Here is a 21,014-nt window from a genome sequence, read left to right as displayed (position 1 = left end):
CCATGAAAACCGATGAACAGCGCATCCGCGAGTTCGCCTTCCAGATCTGGGAATCCGAAGGCCGCCCCCAGGGTCAGCACGAGCGTCACTGGCAGATGGCCTGCAAGCTGGCCGAAGCGGAGGCCGAAGCCGCCGCCCAGCCCCAGCCGGCGGCCAAGCCGAAACGCATCAGCAAGCCCAAGACCGTGCCGCTGAGCGAGGCCGAGCAGCCGGCACTGCTGAAGAAGCCCCGTGCGCCGCGCAGCAGTACTCCGAAAACTCCGAAACTCTGAGGTCATCCCTATGCGCAAGCAACAGCGCTCTCGCGTGACCGAGGGCAGTCCGTTTCCATTGGGCGCCACCTGGGATGGCCTGGGAGTCAACTTCGCGCTGTTCTCGGCCCACGCCACCCGCGTGGAGTTGTGCCTGTTCGACGAGCGCGGCGAAACGGAGATCGAGCGCATCGAACTGCCCGAGTACACCGACGAGATCTGGCACGGCTACCTGCCCGACGCGCGTCCCGGCCAGGTCTACGGCTACCGCGTGTACGGCCCGTACGAGCCGGATGCCGGGCACCGCTTCAACCCCAACAAGCTTCTGATCGACCCCTATGCCAAGCAGCTGGTGGGCAAGCTGCAATGGTCGGAGGCCCTGTTCGGCTACACCATCGGCGACCCGGACGGCGACCTGAGCTACGACGAGCGCGACAGCGCTCCCTTCGTGCCCAAGAGCAAGGTGATCGACCCCGCCTTCACCTGGGGCGAGCAGCCGCGCATCCGCGTGCCATGGGAACACACGGTGATCTACGAGGCGCACCTGCGCGGCATCAGCATGCGCCATCCGGCGGTGCCGGACCGGCACCGCGGCAGCTGCGCCGGCCTGACCAACCCCGAGCTGCTGCGGCACATCCGCGAGCTGGGCGTCTCCAGCGTGGAACTGCTGCCGGTGCATGCCTTCGTCAATGACCAGCACCTGCTGGAAAAGGGCATGAACAACTACTGGGGCTATAACAGCATCGGCTTTTTCGCGCCCCACCCCGCCTATCTTGCCAGCGGCCGCATCAGCGAGTTCAAGGAGATGGTCGCGCACCTGCACGATGCCGGCCTGGAGCTGATTCTCGACGTGGTCTACAACCACACCGCCGAGGGCAACGAGCGCGGCCCTACGCTGAGCATGCGCGGCATCGACAACGCCAGCTACTACCGCCTGATGCCGGACGAGCGGCGCTACTACATCAACGATTCGGGCACCGGCAACACCCTCGATCTCAGTCACCCCTGCGTGCTGCAGATGGTCACCGACTCGCTGCGCTACTGGGCCACCGAGATGCGCGTGGACGGCTTTCGCTTCGACCTGGCGACCATTCTCGGCCGCCATGCGCACGGCTTCGACGAGCGCCACGGCTTTCTCGTCGCCTGCCGCCAGGACCCGGTACTGAGCAAGGTCAAGCTGATCGCCGAACCCTGGGACTGCGGCCCGGGTGGCTATCAGGTCGGCGGCTTCCCGCCCGGCTGGGCGGAGTGGAACGACAAGTTCCGCGACAACGTGCGCGCCTTCTGGAAAGGCGACCGCGGCGAACTGGCGGAACTGGCCAGCCGCCTCACCGCTTCGGGCGATCTGTACAACCAGCGCGGCCGCCGCCCCTTCGCCTCGGTCAACTTCATCACCGCGCATGACGGCTTCACCCTGCGCGACGTGGTGTCCTACGACCACAAGCACAACGAAGCCAACGACGAGAACAACCAGGACGGCACCGACCGCAACCTGTCGTGGAACCACGGCTGCGAAGGCGCCACCGACGATCCCGCGATCCGCAGCCTGCGCGTGCAGCAGATGCGCAACATGCTGGCCACCCTGCTGTTCGCCCAGGGCACGCCGATGCTGGTGGCCGGCGACGAGTTCGGCCGCACCCAGCACGGCAACAACAATGCCTACTGCCAGGACAACGAACTGAGCTGGGTGGACTGGTCGCTGGACGACGAGGGCCGGGAGCTGGTGGCCTTCTGTCAGCGTCTGATCGCCCTGCGCCATACCTATCCGATCCTGCGTCGGCAGCGCTTTCTGGTCGGTCATTACAACGAGGAGATCGACGTCAAGGACGTGACCTGGCTGGCTCCGGGTGGCGAGGAAATGACCAAGGAGCACTGGCACGACGAAGAGGCGCGCTGCATGGGCATGCTCATGGACGGCCGAGCGCAGCCTTCGGGGGTCAAGCGCAGCGGCGCCGATGCCACCTTGCTGCTGCTGGTCAACGCCGGCCACGAGCCCTGCAACTTCCAGTTGCCGGATGTCTACGGCGGGCGTCACTGGCTGTGCCTGGTCGATACCCACACCGCGCAAACCGATCCGGCGCCGGTGCAGCAGCAGGTGGTCGAACTGGCCGGCCGCTCGCTGCAGCTGCTGGAGCTGCTGCGCTGAAAAAGGCTTGGAGTTGCGTCGCTTGCCGGCGCAATTCCAGGCGCTCCGCGGACCGGCAGGGCAGCCTGCCCGGGCCGCGATCCCTCCCCTCGCGGCTGCGAATTGCCTGGCGAGCCACTCGCCGGTGGGCACGGCTGGGGAAAATAACCTGAACCCAGCTCTCGCCCGCTCACTCGAAAACTCATAGGCCCTGAACACGACCCGTCGCGTATGCCGCATGGGTGCTGGCTTGCAGCCAGTATCTGGGCATCAGCCGAAATTCACCAACACCGGCTTCGGTCGGTCACGGGAGACAGTCATGAAAGCAGTGGTTTTCCACGATATCGGCGACATCCGTCTCGACGAAGTGCCCGAGCCTCAGGTGCAGGCCAGCACCGATGCGGTGATCCGCATCACCGCATCGGCCATCTGCGGCACCGATCTGCACTTCGTCCGCGGCACGGTCGGCGGCATGCGCAAGGGCACCATCCTCGGCCACGAGGCGGTCGGCATCGTCGAGGCGCTGGGCAGCGACGTGCGCAACCTGAGCATCGGTGACCGCGTCGTGGTGCCCTCCACCATCGCCTGCGGCAACTGCGCCTACTGCCGCGCCGGTTACTACGCGCAATGCGACGAGGCCAACCCCAACGGCAAGGAGGCCGGCACCTCCTTCTACGGCGGCCCGGAGATCACCGGCGCCTTCGACGGCCTGCAGGCGGAACTGGCGCGTATCCCCTTCGCCAATATCGGCCTGGTCAAGCTGCCCAGCGAGATCAGCGACGATCAGGCCATCCTGCTGTCGGACATCTTTCCCACCGGTTACTTCGGCGCCAAGCTGGCGGAAGTCAGCAGCGGCGACACCGTGGCGGTGTTCGGCTGCGGCCCGGTGGGCCAGTTCGCCATCGCCAGTGCCAAGTTGCTCGGCGCGGCGCGGGTGTTCGCCATCGACCACCTCGACGACCGCCTGGACATGGCGCGCCGTCAGGGCGCCGAGGTGATCCATTTCGACCGTGAAGACCCGGTCGACACCCTGCGCCGGCTGACCAACGGCATCGGCGTCGACCGCGCCATCGATGCCGTCGGCGTCGACGCCCAGTGCCCCGCCCATGGCCACGCGCCGGGTAACGGCGAGAACGCCCAGTGGCAGCCCGGCGATGCGCCCGAGCAGGCCCTGCAGTGGGCCGTGGATGCCCTGGCCAAGGCCGGCACCCTGGCCATCGTCGGCGTCTATCCGCATCAGGCGCGCGAGTTTCCCATCGGTCAGGCGATGAACAAGAACCTCACCGTCAACATGGGCAACTGCAACCACCGCCGCTACATCCCCGAGCTGATCGAGATGGTCCAGGCCGGGCGCATCGATCCGGCGAAGATCCTCACCCAGGTCAAGCCGATGAGCGATGCCATCGAAGCCTTCAAGGCGTTCGACCGCCGCGACAGCGGGTGGATCAAGGTGCAGCTGCGCCCGGCCCGCAACGACGCCGTCAACGGCAGCGAGGAGCGCGTGGACGGCGGCCCGATCCTCGACCGCGCCATCGCCGAAGCCGACCCGCTGAAAGAATCCCGTTCGAAGAAACCGGGTCGCCTGTGAGCGCGGCCCGACGAGGTGCACTGCAACCGTGAATACCACCATCCCCAATCCCGAGGTGATCATCGATCGCGTCACCCCGGTCAAGCGCCTGGAGGTGCTGACCATCAACACGCACAAGGGCTTCACTGCGCTCAACCGGCGCTTCATCCTGCCGGAGCTGCGCAGCGCGGTGCAGGCCACCGGTGCCGATCTGGTGTTCCTGCAGGAGGTGCTGGGCAGCCATGCCATGCATGCCAAGCGCTTTCAGGACTGGCCCAGCGTGCCGCAATACGAGTTTCTCGCCGACAGCATGTGGCCGCAGTTCGCCTATGGGCGCAATGCGGTCTACCCGGCCGGCGATCATGGCAACGCCCTGCTCTCGCGCTTTCCCATCCTCGAGTATCACAACCTCGACGTCACGGTCAGCGGCACCGAGCAGCGTGGTCTGCTGCACTGCCGCCTGGACGTGCCGGGACACGCCGAAGTGCATGCGATCTGCGTGCACCTCGGCCTGCGCGAGCGGCATCGGCGACAGCAGCTCGGCCTGCTGCTGGACCTGCTGGCGACCCTCGACCCGGCAGCGCCGGCGATAGTGGCCGGCGATTTCAACGACTGGCGCCAGCGCGCCGACGACCAGCTCGCCCCGCATGCGCTGACAGAGGTGTTCAAGCACCATCATGGCAAACCGGCGAGAAGCTTCCCCGCGCGCTGTCCGTTGCTGCGGCTGGACCGCATCTACGTGCGCAACGCCACCGCGCACAAGCCGCAGGTGCTTTCGACCCGACCCTGGTCGCACCTGTCCGACCATGCCCCGCTGGCTGCGGAGATCCATCTATGAGTGGCATATGGCGTGACGGCAATCAGCTGGAACTGCTGATCAATGGCGAGGACTACTACCCGCGGGTGTTCGCCTGCATTCGCGAGGCTCGCGTCGAGGTGCTGCTGGAGACCTTCATCATCCGCGAGGACAAGGTCGGCCTGGAGTTGCAGGAGGTGCTGATCGAGGCGGCGCGGCGCGGCGTGCGGGTGGTGATCGCCGTGGACGGCTACGGTACCGCCGACCTCGGCCGCGAGTACGTTTCGGCGCTGACCCGCGAAGGCGTCAGGGTCCATGTCTTCGACCCCAGTCCCAAGCGCCTGGGCGTGCGCACCAACCTGTTCCGCCGGCTGCACCGCAAGCTGGTGGTGATCGACGGCAACCTGGCCTTCGTCGGCGGCATCAACTACTCGGCCGATCACCTGGGCGACTTCGGCGAGATGGCCAAGCAGGACTATGCCGTGGAAGTGCGCGGCCCGGTGGTGGCGGATCTGCATTCGGCCATGCTGCGGTTCCTGCGCCCCGCGCTGAGCGAACCGAGCCCGGCGCAACCTTCGCGCGCGCCGGTCGGCGACATGCGGGTGATGCTGCTCGAGCGCGACAACGAACGCCACACCACCGACATCGAAGACGCGCACCTGGCGGCATTCGAGGCGGCCCGGCAGCGCCTGGTGATCGCCAACGCCTATTTCTTCCCGGGCTATCGAGTGCTGCGCGCACTGCGCAACGCCTCCCGCCGCGGGGTGAAGGTGACCCTGATCCTGCAGGGCCAGCCGGACATGCGCTGGGTCCAGGCATTCTCGCGCCTGCTCTACAACTACCTGCTGCGCGAGGGCGTGGTGATCTACGAATACTGCCAGCGCCCGCTGCACGGCAAGGTGGCGCTGGTGGACGAGGAATGGGTCACGGTGGGTTCGAGCAACCTCGACCCGCTGAGCCTGGCGCTGAACCTCGAGGCCAACCTGGTCATCCGTGACCGCGCCTTCAACCAGCTGCTGCACGACCACCTGCAGCAGCTGTCGGCCGAGCATTGCCAGCGCATCGCCCTGGAACGCGTGGTGCGCGGCTACTGGTGGCGCGCGCCCGTGGTGTTCCTGTGCTTCCACTTCCTGCGCCGCTTCCCGGCCATCGCCGGCTGGCTGCCGGCCCACCGCAAGAATCTCAAACCACTCGATCCGGCAGACAAGAGCTGCTGCTATGAAGAGGAAAAGACTGGATGAACGGCGCTCAGAACAAGCCCTGGATGCGCTGGGGAAAACGCCTGCTTACGCTGTTTTTCGTGCTGGCGGTGCCGGCACTGCTGTACATGCTGGCGCGCAACCTCGACTGGGGCGAAGTGCGCCAGGCATTGCGTGACTACAGCGCGCAGACCCTGCTGGTAGGCGCGGCCCTGGTACTGGCCAGCTACGTGGTGTTCAGCTGCTACGACCTGCTGGCGCGGCGCTACAGCCGCCACCATCTGCCGACCCGTCAGGTGATGCCGGTGGCGATGGTGTGCTACGCCTTCAACCTGAACTTCACCACCTGGATCGGCGGCGTGGCCATGCGCTATCGCCTGTACATGCGCCTGGGCCTCAGCGCCTCGACGGTGACGCGCATTCTCAGCCTGGGCCTGTTGACCAACTGGACCGGGTACATGGCGCTGGCCGGGGTGATCTTCGCCCTGCGCCAGGTGCAGTTGCCGGAGAGCTGGGGCCTGGGTGTGACCGGTCTGCAGCTGGTGGGCTTCGCCCTGCTCGGCATCGTCAGCGCCTATGTCGGCATCTGCGCCTTCTCGCGCCAGCGCGTCTGGCACTGGCGCGAGCGCGGCATCACCCTGCCCTCGCTGGGCATGGCGCTGACGCAGATATGCCTGGGGGCGAGCAACTGGGCGCTGATGGCGGCGCTGATCTACTGGCTGCTGCCGGAAGGTGCCACCTATACCTCGGTGCTCGGCGTGCTGTTGATCAGCTGCATGGCCGCCGTGGTGGCGCACATCCCGGCCGGTCTTGGCGTGCTCGAGGCGGTGTTCCTCACCCTGCTGCAGCATCAGTACGGCCAGGCCAGCATCATCGCCGCCCTGCTCGCCTACCGGGTGCTCTACTACCTGTTGCCGCTGCTGCTGGCCAGCGTCACCTACCTGGTGCTGGAAAAGCGCGCGCGCACGCTGCGCAAGCAGGGCAACGACACGGCCGAAAGCGTGCCCAGCAAGACCTGAGGCCAGCGGCCTGCGCGGCGTGAGTCGCGCAGGCGCTGGACGCAAACACGCCACCCGACGAAAAGACTGAACTCCCCCTAGCAGGGCGCGGGTCTATGTTCCCATCCACCCTGCAAAACCGGAGTCACGACATGGCCAAGCCCCTGCATCTGATCAGCTACATCCTCAACAACCAACCGCACAGCGTCGAGGTCGAATCCGACCGCGAGGAGCTCACGCCGGATCAGGCGCGCTGCTACCTCAGCGCGCTGCACACCTTCGAATGGCCGGATGAGTTCACCGACGTGCAGGTCACGCGCATCCTGCATCCGAAGAAAGGCGCCCCCACCCCGGCGCACCGCGTGCAGCGCTGAGGCGCCTCACTGCTGCGGAGGCGTGCGCGGGGGCAGCGGTACCTGCCAGATGTCCCGCGCGTACTCGCTGATGGTACGGTCCGAAGAGAACCAGCCCATGCGCGCCGTGTTGAACACGGCCGAGCGCCACCAGTCGTTGGGCTTCAGCCAGCGTTTGTCGACCTGGCGCTGCGCGGTCCAGTAGGCCTCGAAGTCGGCGCAGACCATGAAGCGGTCGTGGTACAGCAGGCCATCGACCAAATCCACGTAACGACTCGGATCGTCCGGCGAGAACACGCCATCGCGAATCGCGCCCAGCGCGGCCTGCAGACGTTCGGAATCGGCCACCACATCGCTCATGTCCAGTGCCAGGCGCCGACGCGCCTCGACCTGCTGGGCGGTCATGCCGAAGATGAACATGTTCTGCTCGCCCACCTGCTCGGCCATTTCCACGTTGGCGCCATCCAGGGTGCCGATGGTCAGCGCGCCATTGAGCGCGAACTTCATGTTGCTGGTGCCCGATGCCTCCATGCCGGCGGTGGAAATCTGCTCGGAAAGGTCGGCGGCCGGGATGATGGTTTCCGCCAGGCTGACGTTGTAGTTGGGGATGAAGACCAGCTTGAGCAGGCCGTGCACGGTCGGATCGCCGTTGATGGTGCGGCTGATGTCGTTGGCCAGCTTGATGATCAGCTTGGCCTGCCAGTAGCTGGCGGCGGCCTTGCCGGCGAAGATCTTCACCCGCGGCACCCACTCGGTGGTGGGATCGTTGCGGATGGCCTGGTACAGCGCCACGGTATGCAGCAGGTTGAGCAGCTGACGCTTGTACTCGTGGATGCGCTTGACGTGCACGTCGAAGATCGCCGAGGTGTCCAGGTTGATCCCGAGCAGCAGGCGCACCCGCTCGGCCAGTGCTTCCTTGTTGCGCTGGCGGCACAGCGCGTATTCCTCGCGGAAGGCCTTGCGCTCGGCATAGGGCTCCAGCTGCGCCAGGGCGGTTTCCGGTTCCTCCAGCACGGCCTCGCCGAGGGTGTCCACCAGCAGGTGGGTCAGCCCCGGGTTGACCTGGAACAGCCACCGGCGGAAGGTCACGCCGTTGGTCTTGTTATTGACGCGGTTCGGGTACAGCCGGTGCAGGTCGCGAAACACCGTGTCGCGCATCAGCCGCGTGTGCAGGGCCGACACGCCGTTGATGCTGTGCGCGCCGAGAAACGCCAGATTGCCCATGCGCACCCGGCGCCCGTGATCCTCCTCGATCAGGGACACGGAGCGCAGCAGCTGGAAATCGTGGATGTCCTTGGCGCGCAGGGCGTCGATATGTTCGGCGTTGAGCAGGTAGATGATCTGCAGGTGGCGCGGCAGCAGACGCTCCATCAGCGCCACCGGCCAGGATTCCAGGGCTTCCGGCAGCAGGGTGTGATTGGTATAGGCCGTCGAGGCCACCGTCAGGCTCCACGCCTGCTCCCAGGGCAGGCGGTGCTCGTCCACCAGCAGGCGCATCATCTCCACCACGGCGATGGCCGGGTGGGTATCGTTGAGCTGGATGGCCACCTTGTCGGGCAGGCTCTGCAGATCACCGTGCAGGCGCATGTGGCGGTCCAGCAGGTCCTGCAGCGAGGCGGACACCAAAAAGTATTCCTGGCGCAGACGCAGCTCCTGGCCGGCCTCGGTGTCGTCCGCCGGGTACAGCACCTGGGAGATGCTCTCGGCGCGTACCTCGCCAGCCACGGCGCCAAAGTGGTCGCCGGCATTGAAGCGGTCCAGCTGCAGGTTTTCCTCCGCGCGGGCACGCCACAGCCGCAGGGTATTCACCGCGGCGCCACGCCAGCCCACCACCGGCGTGTCGTAGGCGATGGCGCGCACCGTTTCCAGCGGCTGCCAGACCTGACGACTGCTGCCGTCGTCCAGCTCGTGATTGGTCACCCCGCCACCGAAGCCGACGCGGTAGGCCACTTCGGGGCGCTCGAATTCCCAGGGGTTGCCGAAGTCCAGCCAGGTCTCGGTCTGCTCGGCCTGCCAGCCGTCGATGATCGCCTGACGGAACAGCCCGTGCTCGTAGCGGATGCCGTAACCGTGGGCCGCCAGGCGCAGGGTCGCCATGCTTTCCATGAAGCAGGCGGCCAGGCGACCGAGGCCGCCGTTGCCCAGCGCAGCGTCGGGCTCGATCTCACGCAGGCGCTCGAGCTCCACGCCCAGTTCGCTCATCGCCTGGCGTGCGATGTCGAGCAGGCCGAGGTTGCTCAGGTTGTCGATCAGCAGGCGGCCGATGAGAAATTCCAGCGAGAGGTAATAGACGCGCTTGGCGGCCTGGCGATCGACCTGCGTGGAGGACTCCTCCCAGTGATCGATCAGCTGATCGCGGGTGGCCAGCGCCAGGGCTTCGAACCAGTCGTGCTCGTAGGCGTTGGCCGGGTCCTTGCCCACGGCATAGCGCAGTTTGTACAAAATCAGCGCCTTGAAGTGTTCGACGGGGCTGTCGGTATCCAGTTGGGAGTCGTTCATGGCCTGTCCTTCGCGCAGCCGCGCGGCGCAGTGGTGAGACACCGAAACGAGCGTTCGGCTTTCTAGTTTGTGGCCGCAGGAACGCCGTCGAGTTCAGGGTTTTTCTGCCCTTTCCACTTATCCAAAACCCTGAACTTACCCCCTCGGGGGCGGCTCACAACCCATGAATGCCAATGCTGAGGAATGCTTCATGCGAGCCGCCGTTTCGATTCTCCTGCTAGGCTGCCTGAGCGCCGGCCAGGTGTGGGCCGAGGCCTGCTACGTCACTTCGAGTGCCTCCAGCGAAGCCATCGCCGAGGTGGAACAGGAACTGTGCTACGAATTCACCGGGATGGACGAAGGTGCCATCGACTGGTCGTGCAGCAACGAAAGCACCGACATGATCCGCCGCGAGCAACAGAAGGTTGCCAGTTGCGCGGCAGACAAGATCGGCAGCTGCGAAGCCGCGCTGACCCAGGCGACGCTGGCCAACTACCGCGCCGGCGACGACGACCAGGGCAAACCGCGCCCGGCCGTACCCAACGACGCCAAGGTGATCACCCACTACTACCGCGCCGGCGATCTCAGGCAGGTACGCATCGACTGCGAAAGCAGCGGCGGTACCTGGCGGGATCCGCAATGATGGGGTTTGACGGTCTGCTGCTGTTGCCCAGCGATGCTCACTCCACGGCCCATGAACGCAGCGTCCAGCGTCTGCTCGGCGAGAAGCTGGCGGCGCTGCTCGGCTGCCCCTTTCTCGGCCCCAGTCAGCCGGGCGTGCACGGCCAGGGCAAGTACTACTTCCTGCCTTCGGACACCCTGGTCGGCGACGTGACGGCGCTGGGCATCGAAGGGCCGCAGGATTTCTTCGGTGGTCAGGTCGAACATGCCTTCCAGGCCACCAAGGCCATCAATCACCCGACCCTCGACTCGCCCCGCTACGTGCCGCAGGGCTGGTCACGGCGTTTCGCCCGGCAGATCGAAAGCATCACCCTGCCCGGCTTCACCGCCTTCGATCTGGACGATGCACGGGAAGCCGGCCGGCGCCTTCTGCGCGATGGACCGGTGCGCCTCAAGCCGGTCGAGGGCTGCGGCGGACGCGGCCAGCAGGTGCTGCGTACGGCCAGCGAGCTGGATGCGGCGCTGGCCGACATCGACCCGCAGCGGATACGCGAGCTGGGCCTGGTGCTCGAAGAGGACCTGCAGGAGCCCTATACCTACAGCGTCGGCCAGATTCGCGTGGCCGGCGTCACGCTCAGCTACTACGGCATCCAGCAGCTGACCTCGGACAACAGCGGTTGCCAGGTCTACGGCGGCTCCGAGCTGACCCTGGTACGAGGCGAATACCTGGCACTGATGACGCTCGACCTGCCGCGCGCCGTGCGTCTGGCCGTGCAGCAGGCGCGCATCTTCGAGCTGGCGGTGTTCGAGGCCTACCCCACCGTTCGCGCCTCGCGGCGCAACTATGACGTGGCCCAGGGCCTGAACACCGTCGGCCGCGCGCGCTGCGGCGTGCTGGAACAGTCCTGGCGCGTGGGTGGTGCGAGCGCCGCGGAGATCTTCGCGCTGGAGGCCTTCATCGAGCAGCCGGACCTGCAAAGCCTGCAGGCCTCGACCCACGAACTGTACGGCGACGTGCCGCCACCGCCGGGGGCGATCTGTCTGTACCAGGGCGATGAGGACGGGCTCGGCTTGATCAGCAAGTACGTCAGGGTTACTGAGCATGAGCGTGCATAGCGAAAGCATCGACATCCAGGTGGCCGACGAGAGCATCGCCGGCACCCTGGTTTCCCCGGCCAGCCAGGTGCCCGGCGTGCTGTTCGTGCACGGCTGGGGCGGCAGCCAGCAGCGCGACCTGGCGCGTGCACGCGGCATCGCCGGGCTGGGTTGCGTGTGCCTGACCTTCGATCTGCGTGGCCACGAGCGCGACATCGGGGCGCAGGGCCGGGTTACCCGCGAACACAACCTGAGCGACATCCTCGCCGCCTACGACCGCCTGGTCGCCCACCCCGCCGTCGACAGCGACTGTATCGCCGTCATCGGCAGCAGTTATGGCGGCTACCTGACCACCCTGCTCAGCGCGCAGCGCAAGGTGCGCTGGATGGCACTGCGCGTGCCCGCGCTGTACTGGGACGAGCAGTGGCACCTGCCCAAGCGTCAGCTCGACAAGGCACGCCTGGCCCAGTACCGGCAGCAGCCGTGGCGGCCGCAGGACAACCTGGCCCTGGCTGCCTGCGCGGACTTTCACGGCGACGTGCTGCTGGTGGAGTCCGAGCATGACGACTTCGTGCCGCACGCCACTCTGATGAGCTACCGCGCGGCCTTCGACAAGGCCCACTCGCTCACCCACCGCATTCTCGCCGGCGCCGATCACGGGCTCAGCGACGACCGTCACCAGCAGGCCTACACCCGCATCCTGATCGACTGGGTCAGTGAAATGGTGGTGGGTTCGCGCGTCGGCAACTACCCGCACCAGCTGGTGCGCTACTCCTGAACTGGCGCATTCGGCCAGTCGCAAACCATGGGCCTGCGGCCCTTATCCGCAAAAGGAGAGCAACGATGAAAATCAGCAAGATCATGACCCGCAACGTCCGCACCCTCGAACCCGAGCGCAGCATCCGCGAGGCCGCGACCCTGATGGCCGACATCGACAGTGGCGCGCTGCTGATCAACGAGGGCGATCGCCTGATCGGCATGGTCACCGACCGCGACATCGCCATCCGCGCCGTGGCCGCCGGCCTGGACGGCAATACGCCGGTGCGTCAGGTGATGAGCAGCAACGTGCGCTACTGCTTCGACGACGAGGACGTCGACCACGTCGCCGCCAACATGGCGGACCTGCAGGTGCGCCGCCTGCCGGTGCTCAACCGCGAGAAGCGCCTGGTGGGCGTGGTGTCGCTGGGCAACATCGCCTCCGGGCATAGCCGCCAGGCCAACGATACCGTCCTGCGCGGAGTGTCCAGCGCCCATTGATGCCAAGGGATGCGCACCAACCGCACATGCGGCTGGTGCGCATGGCGCACCCTACTCACTCGAGGTGCCGCGCGTTGCTTGCCCGTAGGGTGCGCCGCGCGCACCGTGACACGTCCAAGCATGCAACCGCACGCGGTGCCCCTCTACACGGGGCGCAGCACCAGGGTAGCCAGCGGCGGCAGCTGCAGGTTGAGCGAATCGTGCAGGCCATGGTTGGCCACCGCATCGCTGTGCACCGTGCCCTGGCTCCCCGCCCCGGAGCCGCACCAGCGGCCCTCGTCGGTATTGAGCAGCACCTGCCAGGCGCCGGCGCGCGGCACCCCCACCCGATAATCGTGGCGCACCTGCGGCGTGCAGTTGTGTACCACCAGCAGCGGTTGCCCACCCTCGCCATGGCGTAGCCAGGCGAACACGCTGTTGTGCGCATCGTCGCCGATCAGCCACTGAAAGCCCTCCGGGCGCTCGTCCCACTGGTGCAGCGCGACTTCCTCGCGATACAGCCGATTGAGCTCGCCCAGCAGCGCCTGTACCGCGCCATGCTCGGGATATTGCAGCAGGTACCAGTCCAGCTGCTGGTCGTGGTTCCATTCGCGCCACTGGCCGAACTCGCAGCCCATGAACAGCAGCTTCTTGCCAGGGTGTGTCCACATCAGGGCGAGGAACAGACGCAGGTTGGCGAACTGCTGCCAGCGATCGCCCGGCATGCGCCCGATCAGCGAGCGCTTGCCGTGCACCACCTCGTCGTGGGAGATGGGCAGGATGTAGCGTTCTGAGAAGGCGTAGTGCAGGCCGAAGGTGATCTGCTGGTGGTGATGGCGGCGGTACAGCGGGTCGGTCTGGAAGTAGCGCAGGGTGTCGTTCATCCAGCCCATGTTCCACTTGTGGCTGAAACCCAGGCCACCTTCGTTCACTGGCCGGCTGACGCCGGGCCAGGCGGTGGACTCCTCGGCGATCACCAGCGCCCCCGGTACCTCGCTGCGCACCACCTCGTTGAGGTGCTGGAGGAACTCGATGGCCTCCAGGTTCTCGCGCCCGCCATGGCGGTTGGGGATCCACTGCCCTTCCTCGCGCGAGTAGTCGCGATACAGCATCGAGGCCACGGCGTCGACGCGCAGGCCGTCGACGTGGTATTCGCGCAGCCAGTACAGCGCACTGGCCAGCATGAAGCCGTGCACCTCGCTGCGGCCGAGGTTGTGGATGCAGGTATTCCAGTCCGGGTGGTAGCCCTCGAAGGGATGGGCGTATTCGTACAGTGCGGTACCGTCGAACTCGGCCAGACCGTGGGCGTCGTTGGGAAAGTGTCCCGGCACCCAGTCGAGGATCACGCCGAGGCCGGCGCGGTGGCAGCGGTCGACGAAGGCGGCGAAGCGCTCCGGCTCGCCCAGGCGCGCGGTGGGCGCGAACAGCGACAGCGGCTGATAGCCCCAGGAACCGCCGAAGGGGTGCTCCATGATCGGCATCAGCTCGATATGGGTGAACCCCAGGTTCTGCACGTAGGGAATCAGCCGATCGGCCAGCTCGTCCCAGCTTGGCGTGCGCTCATCGTGCCACTGCCAGGAGGCGGCATGCAGCTCGTAGATGGCCAGCGGCGCCTCGGGCCGATGGCGCTGCGCGCGGTCGTTCATCCAGTGCTCGTCCTGCCAGGCGAAGGCTTCGCCGCGCGGTACGCGCGAGGCGGTCGCCGGCGGCGCCTCGGTGGCTTGGGCCAGCGGATCGGCCTTGTGCGGCAGCAGGCCGTGCTGGCCGAGGATTTCGTACTTGTAGCGCTCGCCAGCGGCCAGGCGCGGAATGAACAGCTCCCACACCCCGGCCGGGTAGCGCAGGCGCATTGGGTGGCGACGACCGTCCCAGCTGTTGAAGTCGCCCACCACCGACACCCGCCGGGCATTGGGCGCCCACACCGCGAAGCTCACGCCGGGTACGCCCTCGTGTTCGCAGGGGCGCGCACCGAGACAACGCCACAGCTCGCGGTGGTTGCCTTCGGCGAACAGGTACAGATCCAGCTCGCCGAGAATCGGGCCGAAGGCGTAGGGGTCTTCCACCTCCTGCACGCTGCCGGGCCAGTGGATGCGCAGGCGATAGGCGCTGGGCTGCTCCAGCTCGAGCTCGAACAGGCCGTCGGCGTGACGGCGCTGCATCTCGCCCAGCAGCCTGCCTTCGGGATCGATCAGCTCCACGGCATCGGCGCCGGGCAGCCATACGCGCACCAGCGTGCCGTCGCCCTGCGCATGCGGGCCGAGGAAACCGAACGGATCGCCCTCCTCGGCCCGGCACAGACGCATCACTCGTTCGTCACTCAACTCGTTATCTCCATCAGTTGTCGGGCCAGGTCCACCAGGCCCTGCAGGGGAACGTCGATCCAGTCGGGGCGGTGCCCGCTCTCGTAGACGATTTCGTAGGCGGCCTTTTCCAGGCTGAACAGGGTCAGCGCGGCGTCTTCGCCGTCGCGTTCGTACCATTCGTGAGGCAGGCCGGCTGCCGCCAGGCGGTAGCCGTCGAGGAAGGCATCGCGGGCAATTTCGCGGTAGCGCGCCACCAGCGCCGCCACCGTCTGCTGCGAGTCGCCGCCGCCGTCCATGCCTCCGGCGCTGCGCTGGGCCACGGCGGCTGCGTAATCGATCGAGCGCAGCATGCCGGCCACGTCCTTGAACGGGCTGTGGTACTGGCGGCGCTCCTGCAGGGTGCGATTGGGCTCGCCCTCGAAGTCGATGACGTAGGCATCGCCCTGCACCACCAGCACCTGGCCCAGGTGCAGGTCGCCATGCACGCGGATGCGCAGACCGCCGGCCACACGCTGGGTGAGATGACCGAGCGCCTGCTGCAGCTGCTGTTCGTGGTCGAGCAGCCAGTCGGTCTGTTCGGCCAGGGCCGGCGCCAGGCCGTCGCGCTGCTGCTGCAGCGCGCGCAGGGCCTGATGCAGCTGTTCGGCGATCGACTCGCGCCAGGCGGCGCAGTCCTGCTCGTCGCTCAGGCGACAGCCGAACGCCGGATTCTCGGTGGGCCGCGCCAGTACCGCGTGCATCTCGCCGACGCGCTTGCCGAGCACGCTGCAGAACTGCGCGAGTTCGGCCAGCGCATCGACCTGCGGCTCGCTCATGCCACCGGTCAGCTCTTCGCGAATGGCGCGTTCCAGGGTGTTGAGGGTCCACAGCCAGGCGTCGCCCTGGTTGTCCAGATAGCCTTGCACCACGACCAGGGTGTGCTGGTCCTGGTCGTCGACCCGCACCACCTCGCCCAGCAGCGGCGCGATATTGGCGAAACCCTGGTCGCCGAGGAAGCGGCTCATTTCCACCTCCGGGTGGATGCCGGCGAAACCGCGGCGCAGCAGCTTGAGCAGGATCTGGTTGCCGACCAGCGCCGAACTGTTGGACTGCTCGGCCGACAGCAGCTTGAAGGTGGCCTCCTCGCCGTTATCCAGGGCCAGCAGGGCCGGCTCGGCGCGGAACTGGATCTCCCCTGCGGCGCTGTGCAGCACGCGCTCCTGACGCAGCAGGGCGAGAATCGACTGGCTGAACTGCGGCAGGCTGAAGGCGTCGGTCAGCAGTTCCACGTGGCGGCCGCGGCGCAGCCTGGCCAGGGCCATCTGCTGCGGCAGGTCGTTGCCTTCGGCGCGCTCGGGCACCGCCGCCAGTGGCAGGCGGTAGTACTCGGCACCCTGTTCGCCACGCACCTCCAGTTCGGCCAGCAGGGGCGCGTCGGCCTCTTGGTCCAGCGGCACGACATAGAGCAGCCGAACCGCACCGGCGGCGATCCGGTCGCCGGCATACCAGCGCCGTTTCGGCAGGTACAGCGGCAGCGACTCGCGCTCGAGAATCTGCCGTGGCCGGCCTTCCAGCACTTCGCTCAGGCCGCGGCTGAGCACCAGGGTCTGCAGCTCGGGCATGCGTTCCACCGGTTTGAGGTGCCAGCTGGGCATCTGCGAGGCGTCGGCCAGGTAGAACCAGTAGAAACCGTAGGGCGGCAGGGTCAGCAGGTAGGGCAACTGGCCGATGGGCGGAAAGGATGCGCCGCCGACCATCTCCACCGGCACCCGGTCGTGGTAGTCGGCCAGTTCCAGTTCGACGGCCTGGGCCGCGCTGGACAGGTTGGCCACACAGAGAATGCATTCCTCGCTGCCCTCCTCGGTGCGGTGCAGGCGCAGGTAGGCGAGGATGCGTCGGTTGCTCGGTGCCAGCATTTCCAGGCTGCCGCGGCCGAAGGCCTTGTGCTGGTTGCGGATGGCGAGCATGCGCCGCGTCCAGTTGAGCAGCGAGTGCGGGTCGCGCGCCTGGGCCTCGACGTTGATGGTCTGGTAGCCGTACAGCGGGTCCATGATCGGCGGCAGCACCAGGCTGGCCGGATCGGCGCGGGAGAACCCGCCGTTGCGGTCCACCGACCACTGCATGGGTGTGCGCACGCCGTCGCGGTCGCCCAGGTAGATGTTGTCGCCCATGCCGATCTCGTCGCCGTAGTACAGCGTCGGCGTGCCGGGCATCGACAGCAGCAGGCTGTTGAGCAGCTCGATGCGTCGCCGGTCGCGCCCCACCAGGGGCGCCAGGCGCCGGCGGATGCCCAGGTTGATGCGCGCGCGACTGTCGGCGGCGTAGTAGTTCCACAGGTAGTCGCGCTCGTCGTCGGTGACCATCTCCAGGGTCAGTTCATCGTGGTTGCGCAGGAAGATGGCCCACTGGCAATTGGGCGGAATCTCCGGGGTCTGGCGCAGGATGTCGGTGATCGGAAAACGGTCTTCCTGGGCGATGGCCATGTACATGCGCGGCATCAGCGGGAAGTGGAAGGCCATGTGGCATTCGTCGTCTTCGCCGAAATACGGTCGGGTGTCCTCCGGCCACTGGTTGGCCTCGGCCAGCAGCATGCGATCGGGGTAGCGCGCATCCACTTCGGCGCGGATGCGCTTGAGCACCTCGTGGGTCTCCGGCAGGTTCTCGCTGCTGGTGCCGTCGCGCTCGATCAAGTACGGGATGGCGTCCAGGCGCAGGCCGTCGACGCCCATGTCGAGCCAGAAGCGCATCACCCCGAGCACCGCCTCGATGACCCGCGGGTTGTCGAAGTTGAGGTCCGGCTGGTGCGAGTAGAAGCGGTGCCAGAAGTACTGCCCGGCCACCGCGTCCCAGGTCCAGTTGGACTTCTCGCTGTCGATGAAGATGATCCGGGTGCCGGCGTACTTGTCGTCGCGATCGGACCAGACGTAGTAGTTGCGCGCCTTGGAACCCTTCTTCGCGCGCCGTGCGCGCTGGAACCAGGGGTGCTGGTCGGAGGTGTGATTGATCACCAGCTCGGTGATCACGCGCAGGCCGCGCCGGTGCGCCTCGGCGATGAAGCGGCGGGCGTCGGTGAGGCTGCCGTAGTCCGGGTGCACGCCCCGGTACATGGCGATGTCGTAGCCGTCGTCACGCCGTGGCGAGGGATAGAACGGCAGCAGCCAGAGGGTGTTCACCCCGAGGTCGGCGATGTAGTCGAGCTTGTCGATCAGGCCCTGGAAGTCGCCGATGCCATCGTTGTTGGCATCGAAGAAGGACTTCACGTGCACCTGGTAGATCACCGCGTCCTTGTACCACTGCGGATCGTTGAGAAAGGTTCTGGCGCTGCTGCGTCTGGCCATGTCGGGCGTCCTCCTTGTCAGTTGCCGGCCTGGATGCGCCAGATGCCGAACGGCAGATGCCAGGGTTCGATACGCATCCACTGCACCTTGCCGTGCCAGGTCCAGCGGTGGCCGTTCATCAGGTCTTCGCCGTGCAGGTCGGCGTCGTCAGGCAGGCCCAGCTCCCACAGCGGCAGCTCGAAGTGCGCCTCCTGGGCTGCGAAGGGATCGAGGCTGATGGCCACCAGGATGAAGTTGCTGCGGTCCTCGGTGCGCTTGCCGAAGTACAGGATGTTGTCGTTCCACACCGTGTAGGCCTGGAAGCCCAGGTGGGTCTGCAGCGCGGGATTCTCGCGGCGGATCTGGTTGAGCCGGGCGATCTCGGCGTTGATGTTGCCGGGGGCGTGGTAGTCGCGCGGGCGCAGCTGGTACTTCTCCGAGTCGAAGTACTCCTCCTTGCCCGGCACCGGGTCGGCCTCGCACAGCTCGAAGCCTGAGTACATGCCCCACAGCCCCGAGCCCATGGTGGCCAGCGCGGCGCGGATGAGAAAACCGGGGCGGCCGCAGCGCTGCAGGAAATAGGGGTTGATGTCCGGCGTGTTGACGAAGAAGTTCGGCCGGTAGCAGTCGCGCCATGGCGGCTGGTTCAGCTCGGTGAAGTAGGTCTGCAGCTCGGCCTTGGTGTTGCGCCAGGTGAAGTAGGTGTAGCTCTGGCTGAAGCCCAGCTTGCCCAGGCGCGCCATCATCGCCGGGCGGGTAAAGGCCTCGGAGAGGAAGATCACTTCCGGGTGCCGAGCGCGCACATCGGCGATCAGCCATTCCCAGAACGGCATGGGTTTGGTGTGCGGGTTGTCCACCCGAAACAGGGTCACGCCCAGCGCTACCCAGCCCAGCACCACGTCGCGCAGGGCCAGCCACAGATCGGGCATGGCCGCCTCGGCGTAGAACTCGACGTTGACGATGTCCTCGTACTTCTTCGGCGGGTTCTCGGCGTGACGGATGCTGCCGTCGGGTCGCCAGCTGAACCAGCCGGGGTGCTGCTTGAGCCAGGGATGGTCGGGCGAGCACTGCACGGCGAAATCCAGCGCCACTTCCAGGCCATGCTGGCGCGCCACCTCGACCATCTGGCAGAAGTCCTCACGGCTGCCCAGCTGCGGGTGCAGGGCCTCGTGGCCACCCTCCTCGCTGCCGATGGCGTAAGGGCTGCCGGGGTCGTCCGGGCCGGCTTTCAGGCTGTTGTTCGGCCCCTTGCGATGGGTGCGACCGATGGGGTGGATGGGCGGGAAATACAGCACGTCGAAGCCCATCCGGGCGATCTCGGGAATGCGCTTCTCGACGTCGGCGAAGGTGCCGTGACGGCCATCCTCGCCCAGGGAGCGCGGGAACAGCTCGTACCAGCTGGCGAACTCGGCCAGGCGGCGCTCCACATCCAGGGGGTAGTTGCGGCTGCGCAGCAGGTGCGGACGGTACTCGGCGCGGCGCATCAGCTCGTTGACCGAAGGATCGATCAGCACCGCCTCACGCTCTTCCTGCGATTGCGCGGCTTCCACGCGCTCGACCAGCGCAGCCACTTCGCCACGCAGGTGCTCCGGAGCCTGGGCGCAGATGCGGCGTACCAGCTGTGCGCCCTCCTGCAGTTCGAGATCGACCGGCACGCCGGCGCCGAGCTTCTTCACCAGTTCCTGACGAAAGCTGGCATAGACATCCAGCCAGGCTTCGATGGCGAACTCGGCGCGGCCCTGCTCGTCGATCTGCAGGGTGGCGGACCAGTGATCGTTGCCCAGTGGCTGCATCGCCACGCGTTGCCAGCTGGCCTGATCGGCGCTGCGCCAGAGCAGGTCGGCGGCCAACTGGTCATGGCCGTCGCTGAAGATCACGGCACTGACGACCAGCGGACGTCCGCACAGGCATTTGGCGGCGAACCGTCCCTGCTCGACCACCGGCTGTACCGCCTCCAGTGCCAGTCGGGGCTCCTTCAGGGCTATTGCAAGGGATTGCTCGACGGAGTGCGGGGGCAGCATGGTTCCTGGCTCCTTCACGCCTGGCAGACGCTTCGTGGGGTATGAAAAAAACGAGCGCAGCGCAGGCTGGCTCTAAAAATTCCGAGGCAGCCGGAGGCGGAAAAGTTCAGGCAGTTTTACCGGGGCGATGGGCTATCGCCTGTCGTCAGGTTCCTCTTCGGCCTGGTCATCCGGCCGGTTCCTGGTACCCGGTTCGACCATCAGCGGCATGAGGTGCAGCACCACCAGCACGATCAGCGTGGACAGAACGGCAGTGGCCTCGCGGCCAAGACCGACCGCCACGCCGATGGCAGCCGAGGCCCACAGGCCGGCCGCAGTGGTCAGGCCCTTGACGTCGGAGATGTTCTGCCCCTTGAGGATGGTGCCGGCGCCGAGAAAACCGACACCGGCCGCGATGCCCTGGATCACCCGGCTCATGGCGTCGGCTTCGGCGCCGTCCTGCTCCAGCGCCATGACGAAGATCGCCGCCCCCAGGCACACCAGCATGTGCGTGCGCAGACCGGCCGCCTTGCCCATGACCTCGCGCTCATAGCCGAGCAGCCCGCCGAGGAACATGGCCAGGACCAGGCGCAGCGTGGCGCGGGTAATGTGTTCCACTTGGGCGAGATCGGAGAACTCCTCCACCAGGGTCATGAGAATGCGCTCGAATACGTCCATCTGCGTTAGATCCTCGAT

General features: G+C 66.8%; 16 protein-coding genes. 11 read left to right on the top strand and 5 right to left on the bottom strand.

All coding sequences use genetic code 11. The annotated features are described in order from the left end of the window. Positions 1 to 2: 2 nt before the first annotated feature. From L1F06_RS11385 to L1F06_RS11355, 7 genes are all read left to right on the top strand, one after another. On the top strand, positions 3 to 272 hold the full coding sequence (locus L1F06_RS11385; protein WP_003246819.1) for a DUF2934 domain-containing protein: 270 nt from the start codon (positions 3 to 5) through the stop codon (positions 270 to 272). A 10-nt stretch (positions 273 to 282) separates the two neighbouring features. Then, complete coding sequence (glgX, locus tag L1F06_RS11380) at positions 283 to 2,397, top strand: glycogen debranching protein GlgX (RefSeq protein ID WP_129482668.1); 2,115 nt, start codon at positions 283 to 285, stop codon at positions 2,395 to 2,397. Positions 2,398 to 2,695: 298 nt separating this feature from the next. Beyond that, positions 2,696 to 3,964 (top strand): zinc-dependent alcohol dehydrogenase, encoded by a 1,269-nt coding sequence (locus L1F06_RS11375; protein ID WP_012018635.1) that lies wholly within the window; start codon positions 2,696 to 2,698, stop codon positions 3,962 to 3,964. Positions 3,965 to 3,992: 28 nt separating this feature from the next. Next, positions 3,993 to 4,781 (top strand): endonuclease/exonuclease/phosphatase family protein, encoded by a 789-nt coding sequence (locus L1F06_RS11370; RefSeq protein ID WP_129482667.1) that lies wholly within the window; start codon positions 3,993 to 3,995, stop codon positions 4,779 to 4,781. Further along, a complete protein-coding gene (gene clsB / locus L1F06_RS11365) occupies positions 4,778 to 5,980 on the top strand; it encodes a cardiolipin synthase ClsB (RefSeq protein ID WP_003246823.1) in 1,203 nt (400 codons plus the stop codon). Before L1F06_RS11370 ends, clsB begins: the two co-directional genes overlap by 4 nt. After that, complete coding sequence (locus L1F06_RS11360) at positions 5,977 to 6,957, top strand: lysylphosphatidylglycerol synthase domain-containing protein (protein WP_003246824.1); 981 nt, start codon at positions 5,977 to 5,979, stop codon at positions 6,955 to 6,957. Before clsB ends, L1F06_RS11360 begins: the two co-directional genes overlap by 4 nt. 131 nt (positions 6,958 to 7,088) lie before the next feature. Next, positions 7,089 to 7,310: a hypothetical protein gene (locus L1F06_RS11355; RefSeq protein WP_003246825.1), complete on the top strand. Its 222-nt coding sequence runs from the start codon at positions 7,089 to 7,091 to the stop codon at positions 7,308 to 7,310. 6 nt (positions 7,311 to 7,316) lie between these two features. Here the strand turns inward: L1F06_RS11355 and L1F06_RS11350 are convergent, their stop codons facing one another. Then, a complete protein-coding gene (locus L1F06_RS11350; RefSeq protein WP_003246826.1) occupies positions 7,317 to 9,788 on the bottom strand; it encodes a glycogen/starch/alpha-glucan phosphorylase in 2,472 nt (823 codons plus the stop codon). A gap of 190 nt (positions 9,789 to 9,978) precedes the next feature. Here L1F06_RS11350 and L1F06_RS11345 point away from each other — a divergent pair, with 190 nt between their 5' ends. The 4 genes from L1F06_RS11345 (at position 9,979) to L1F06_RS11330 (ending at position 12,740) form a co-directional block, all read left to right on the top strand. Then, positions 9,979 to 10,410, top strand: coding sequence for a hypothetical protein (locus L1F06_RS11345; RefSeq protein WP_252576761.1), 432 nt, complete (start codon positions 9,979 to 9,981; stop codon positions 10,408 to 10,410). Next, positions 10,407 to 11,504 (top strand): DUF3182 family protein, encoded by a 1,098-nt coding sequence (locus tag L1F06_RS11340; protein ID WP_129482665.1) that lies wholly within the window; start codon positions 10,407 to 10,409, stop codon positions 11,502 to 11,504. The genes L1F06_RS11345 and L1F06_RS11340 overlap by 4 nt, the downstream gene beginning before the upstream one ends. Further along, complete coding sequence (locus L1F06_RS11335; protein WP_003246829.1) at positions 11,491 to 12,261, top strand: alpha/beta hydrolase family protein; 771 nt, start codon at positions 11,491 to 11,493, stop codon at positions 12,259 to 12,261. The genes L1F06_RS11340 and L1F06_RS11335 overlap by 14 nt, the downstream gene beginning before the upstream one ends. 65 nt (positions 12,262 to 12,326) lie before the next feature. Then, positions 12,327 to 12,740, top strand: a complete 414-nt coding sequence (locus tag L1F06_RS11330) for a CBS domain-containing protein (protein ID WP_129482664.1) — start codon at positions 12,327 to 12,329, stop codon at positions 12,738 to 12,740. Positions 12,741 to 12,883: 143 nt separating this feature from the next. On the opposite strand, the gene glgB is transcribed toward L1F06_RS11330, so the two are convergent. The 4 genes from glgB to L1F06_RS11310 all read right to left on the bottom strand — a co-directional run bounded on the left by glgB (position 12,884) and on the right by L1F06_RS11310 (position 20,996). After that, on the bottom strand, positions 12,884 to 15,022 hold the full coding sequence (gene glgB / locus L1F06_RS11325) for a 1,4-alpha-glucan branching protein GlgB (protein WP_129482778.1): 2,139 nt from the start codon (positions 15,020 to 15,022) through the stop codon (positions 12,884 to 12,886). A 14-nt stretch (positions 15,023 to 15,036) separates the two neighbouring features. Beyond that, entirely contained in the window at positions 15,037 to 18,339 is a 3,303-nt protein-coding gene (treS, locus tag L1F06_RS11320) for a maltose alpha-D-glucosyltransferase (RefSeq protein ID WP_129482663.1), read from the bottom strand. A gap of 17 nt (positions 18,340 to 18,356) precedes the next feature. Beyond that, positions 18,357 to 20,339 carry an alpha-1,4-glucan--maltose-1-phosphate maltosyltransferase gene (locus tag L1F06_RS11315; protein ID WP_096826482.1) on the bottom strand — a complete coding sequence of 661 codons (1,983 nt, stop codon included), beginning with the start codon at positions 20,337 to 20,339 and terminating at the stop codon, positions 18,357 to 18,359. Between the two features lie 132 nt (positions 20,340 to 20,471). After that, a complete protein-coding gene (locus L1F06_RS11310) occupies positions 20,472 to 20,996 on the bottom strand; it encodes an MgtC/SapB family protein (RefSeq protein ID WP_003246834.1) in 525 nt (174 codons plus the stop codon). Positions 20,997 to 21,014: the final 18 nt, after the last annotated feature.

The sequence above is a fragment of the Pseudomonas hydrolytica genome, assembly GCF_021495345.1.
Classification (GTDB): domain Bacteria; phylum Pseudomonadota; class Gammaproteobacteria; order Pseudomonadales; family Pseudomonadaceae; genus Aquipseudomonas; species Aquipseudomonas hydrolytica.
The sequence above is the reverse complement of the archived record's forward strand: the minus strand, read 5'-3'. Positions and strand labels throughout refer to the sequence as shown.

What these genes read in the sequence shown, in the direction of transcription:
- L1F06_RS11385 (WP_003246819.1), top strand. Translation starts at nt 3, where the DNA reads ATGAAAACCGATGAACAGCGCATCCGCGAGTTCGCCTTCCAGATCTGG.
- glgX (WP_129482668.1), top strand. Translation starts at nt 283, where the DNA reads ATGCGCAAGCAACAGCGCTCTCGCGTGACCGAGGGCAGTCCGTTTCCA.
- L1F06_RS11375 (WP_012018635.1), top strand. Translation starts at nt 2,696, where the DNA reads ATGAAAGCAGTGGTTTTCCACGATATCGGCGACATCCGTCTCGACGAA.
- clsB (WP_003246823.1), top strand. Translation starts at nt 4,778, where the DNA reads ATGAGTGGCATATGGCGTGACGGCAATCAGCTGGAACTGCTGATCAAT.
- L1F06_RS11360 (WP_003246824.1), top strand. Translation starts at nt 5,977, where the DNA reads ATGAACGGCGCTCAGAACAAGCCCTGGATGCGCTGGGGAAAACGCCTG.
- L1F06_RS11355 (WP_003246825.1), top strand. Translation starts at nt 7,089, where the DNA reads ATGGCCAAGCCCCTGCATCTGATCAGCTACATCCTCAACAACCAACCG.
- L1F06_RS11350 (WP_003246826.1), bottom strand. Translation starts at nt 9,788, where the DNA reads ATGAACGACTCCCAACTGGATACCGACAGCCCCGTCGAACACTTCAAG.
- L1F06_RS11345 (WP_252576761.1), top strand. Translation starts at nt 9,979, where the DNA reads ATGCGAGCCGCCGTTTCGATTCTCCTGCTAGGCTGCCTGAGCGCCGGC.
- L1F06_RS11340 (WP_129482665.1), top strand. Translation starts at nt 10,407, where the DNA reads ATGATGGGGTTTGACGGTCTGCTGCTGTTGCCCAGCGATGCTCACTCC.
- L1F06_RS11335 (WP_003246829.1), top strand. Translation starts at nt 11,491, where the DNA reads ATGAGCGTGCATAGCGAAAGCATCGACATCCAGGTGGCCGACGAGAGC.
- L1F06_RS11330 (WP_129482664.1), top strand. Translation starts at nt 12,327, where the DNA reads ATGAAAATCAGCAAGATCATGACCCGCAACGTCCGCACCCTCGAACCC.
- glgB (WP_129482778.1), bottom strand. Translation starts at nt 15,022, where the DNA reads ATGCGTCTGTGCCGGGCCGAGGAGGGCGATCCGTTCGGTTTCCTCGGC.
- treS (WP_129482663.1), bottom strand. Translation starts at nt 18,339, where the DNA reads ATGGCCAGACGCAGCAGCGCCAGAACCTTTCTCAACGATCCGCAGTGG.
- L1F06_RS11315 (WP_096826482.1), bottom strand. Translation starts at nt 20,339, where the DNA reads ATGCTGCCCCCGCACTCCGTCGAGCAATCCCTTGCAATAGCCCTGAAG.
- L1F06_RS11310 (WP_003246834.1), bottom strand. Translation starts at nt 20,996, where the DNA reads ATGGACGTATTCGAGCGCATTCTCATGACCCTGGTGGAGGAGTTCTCC.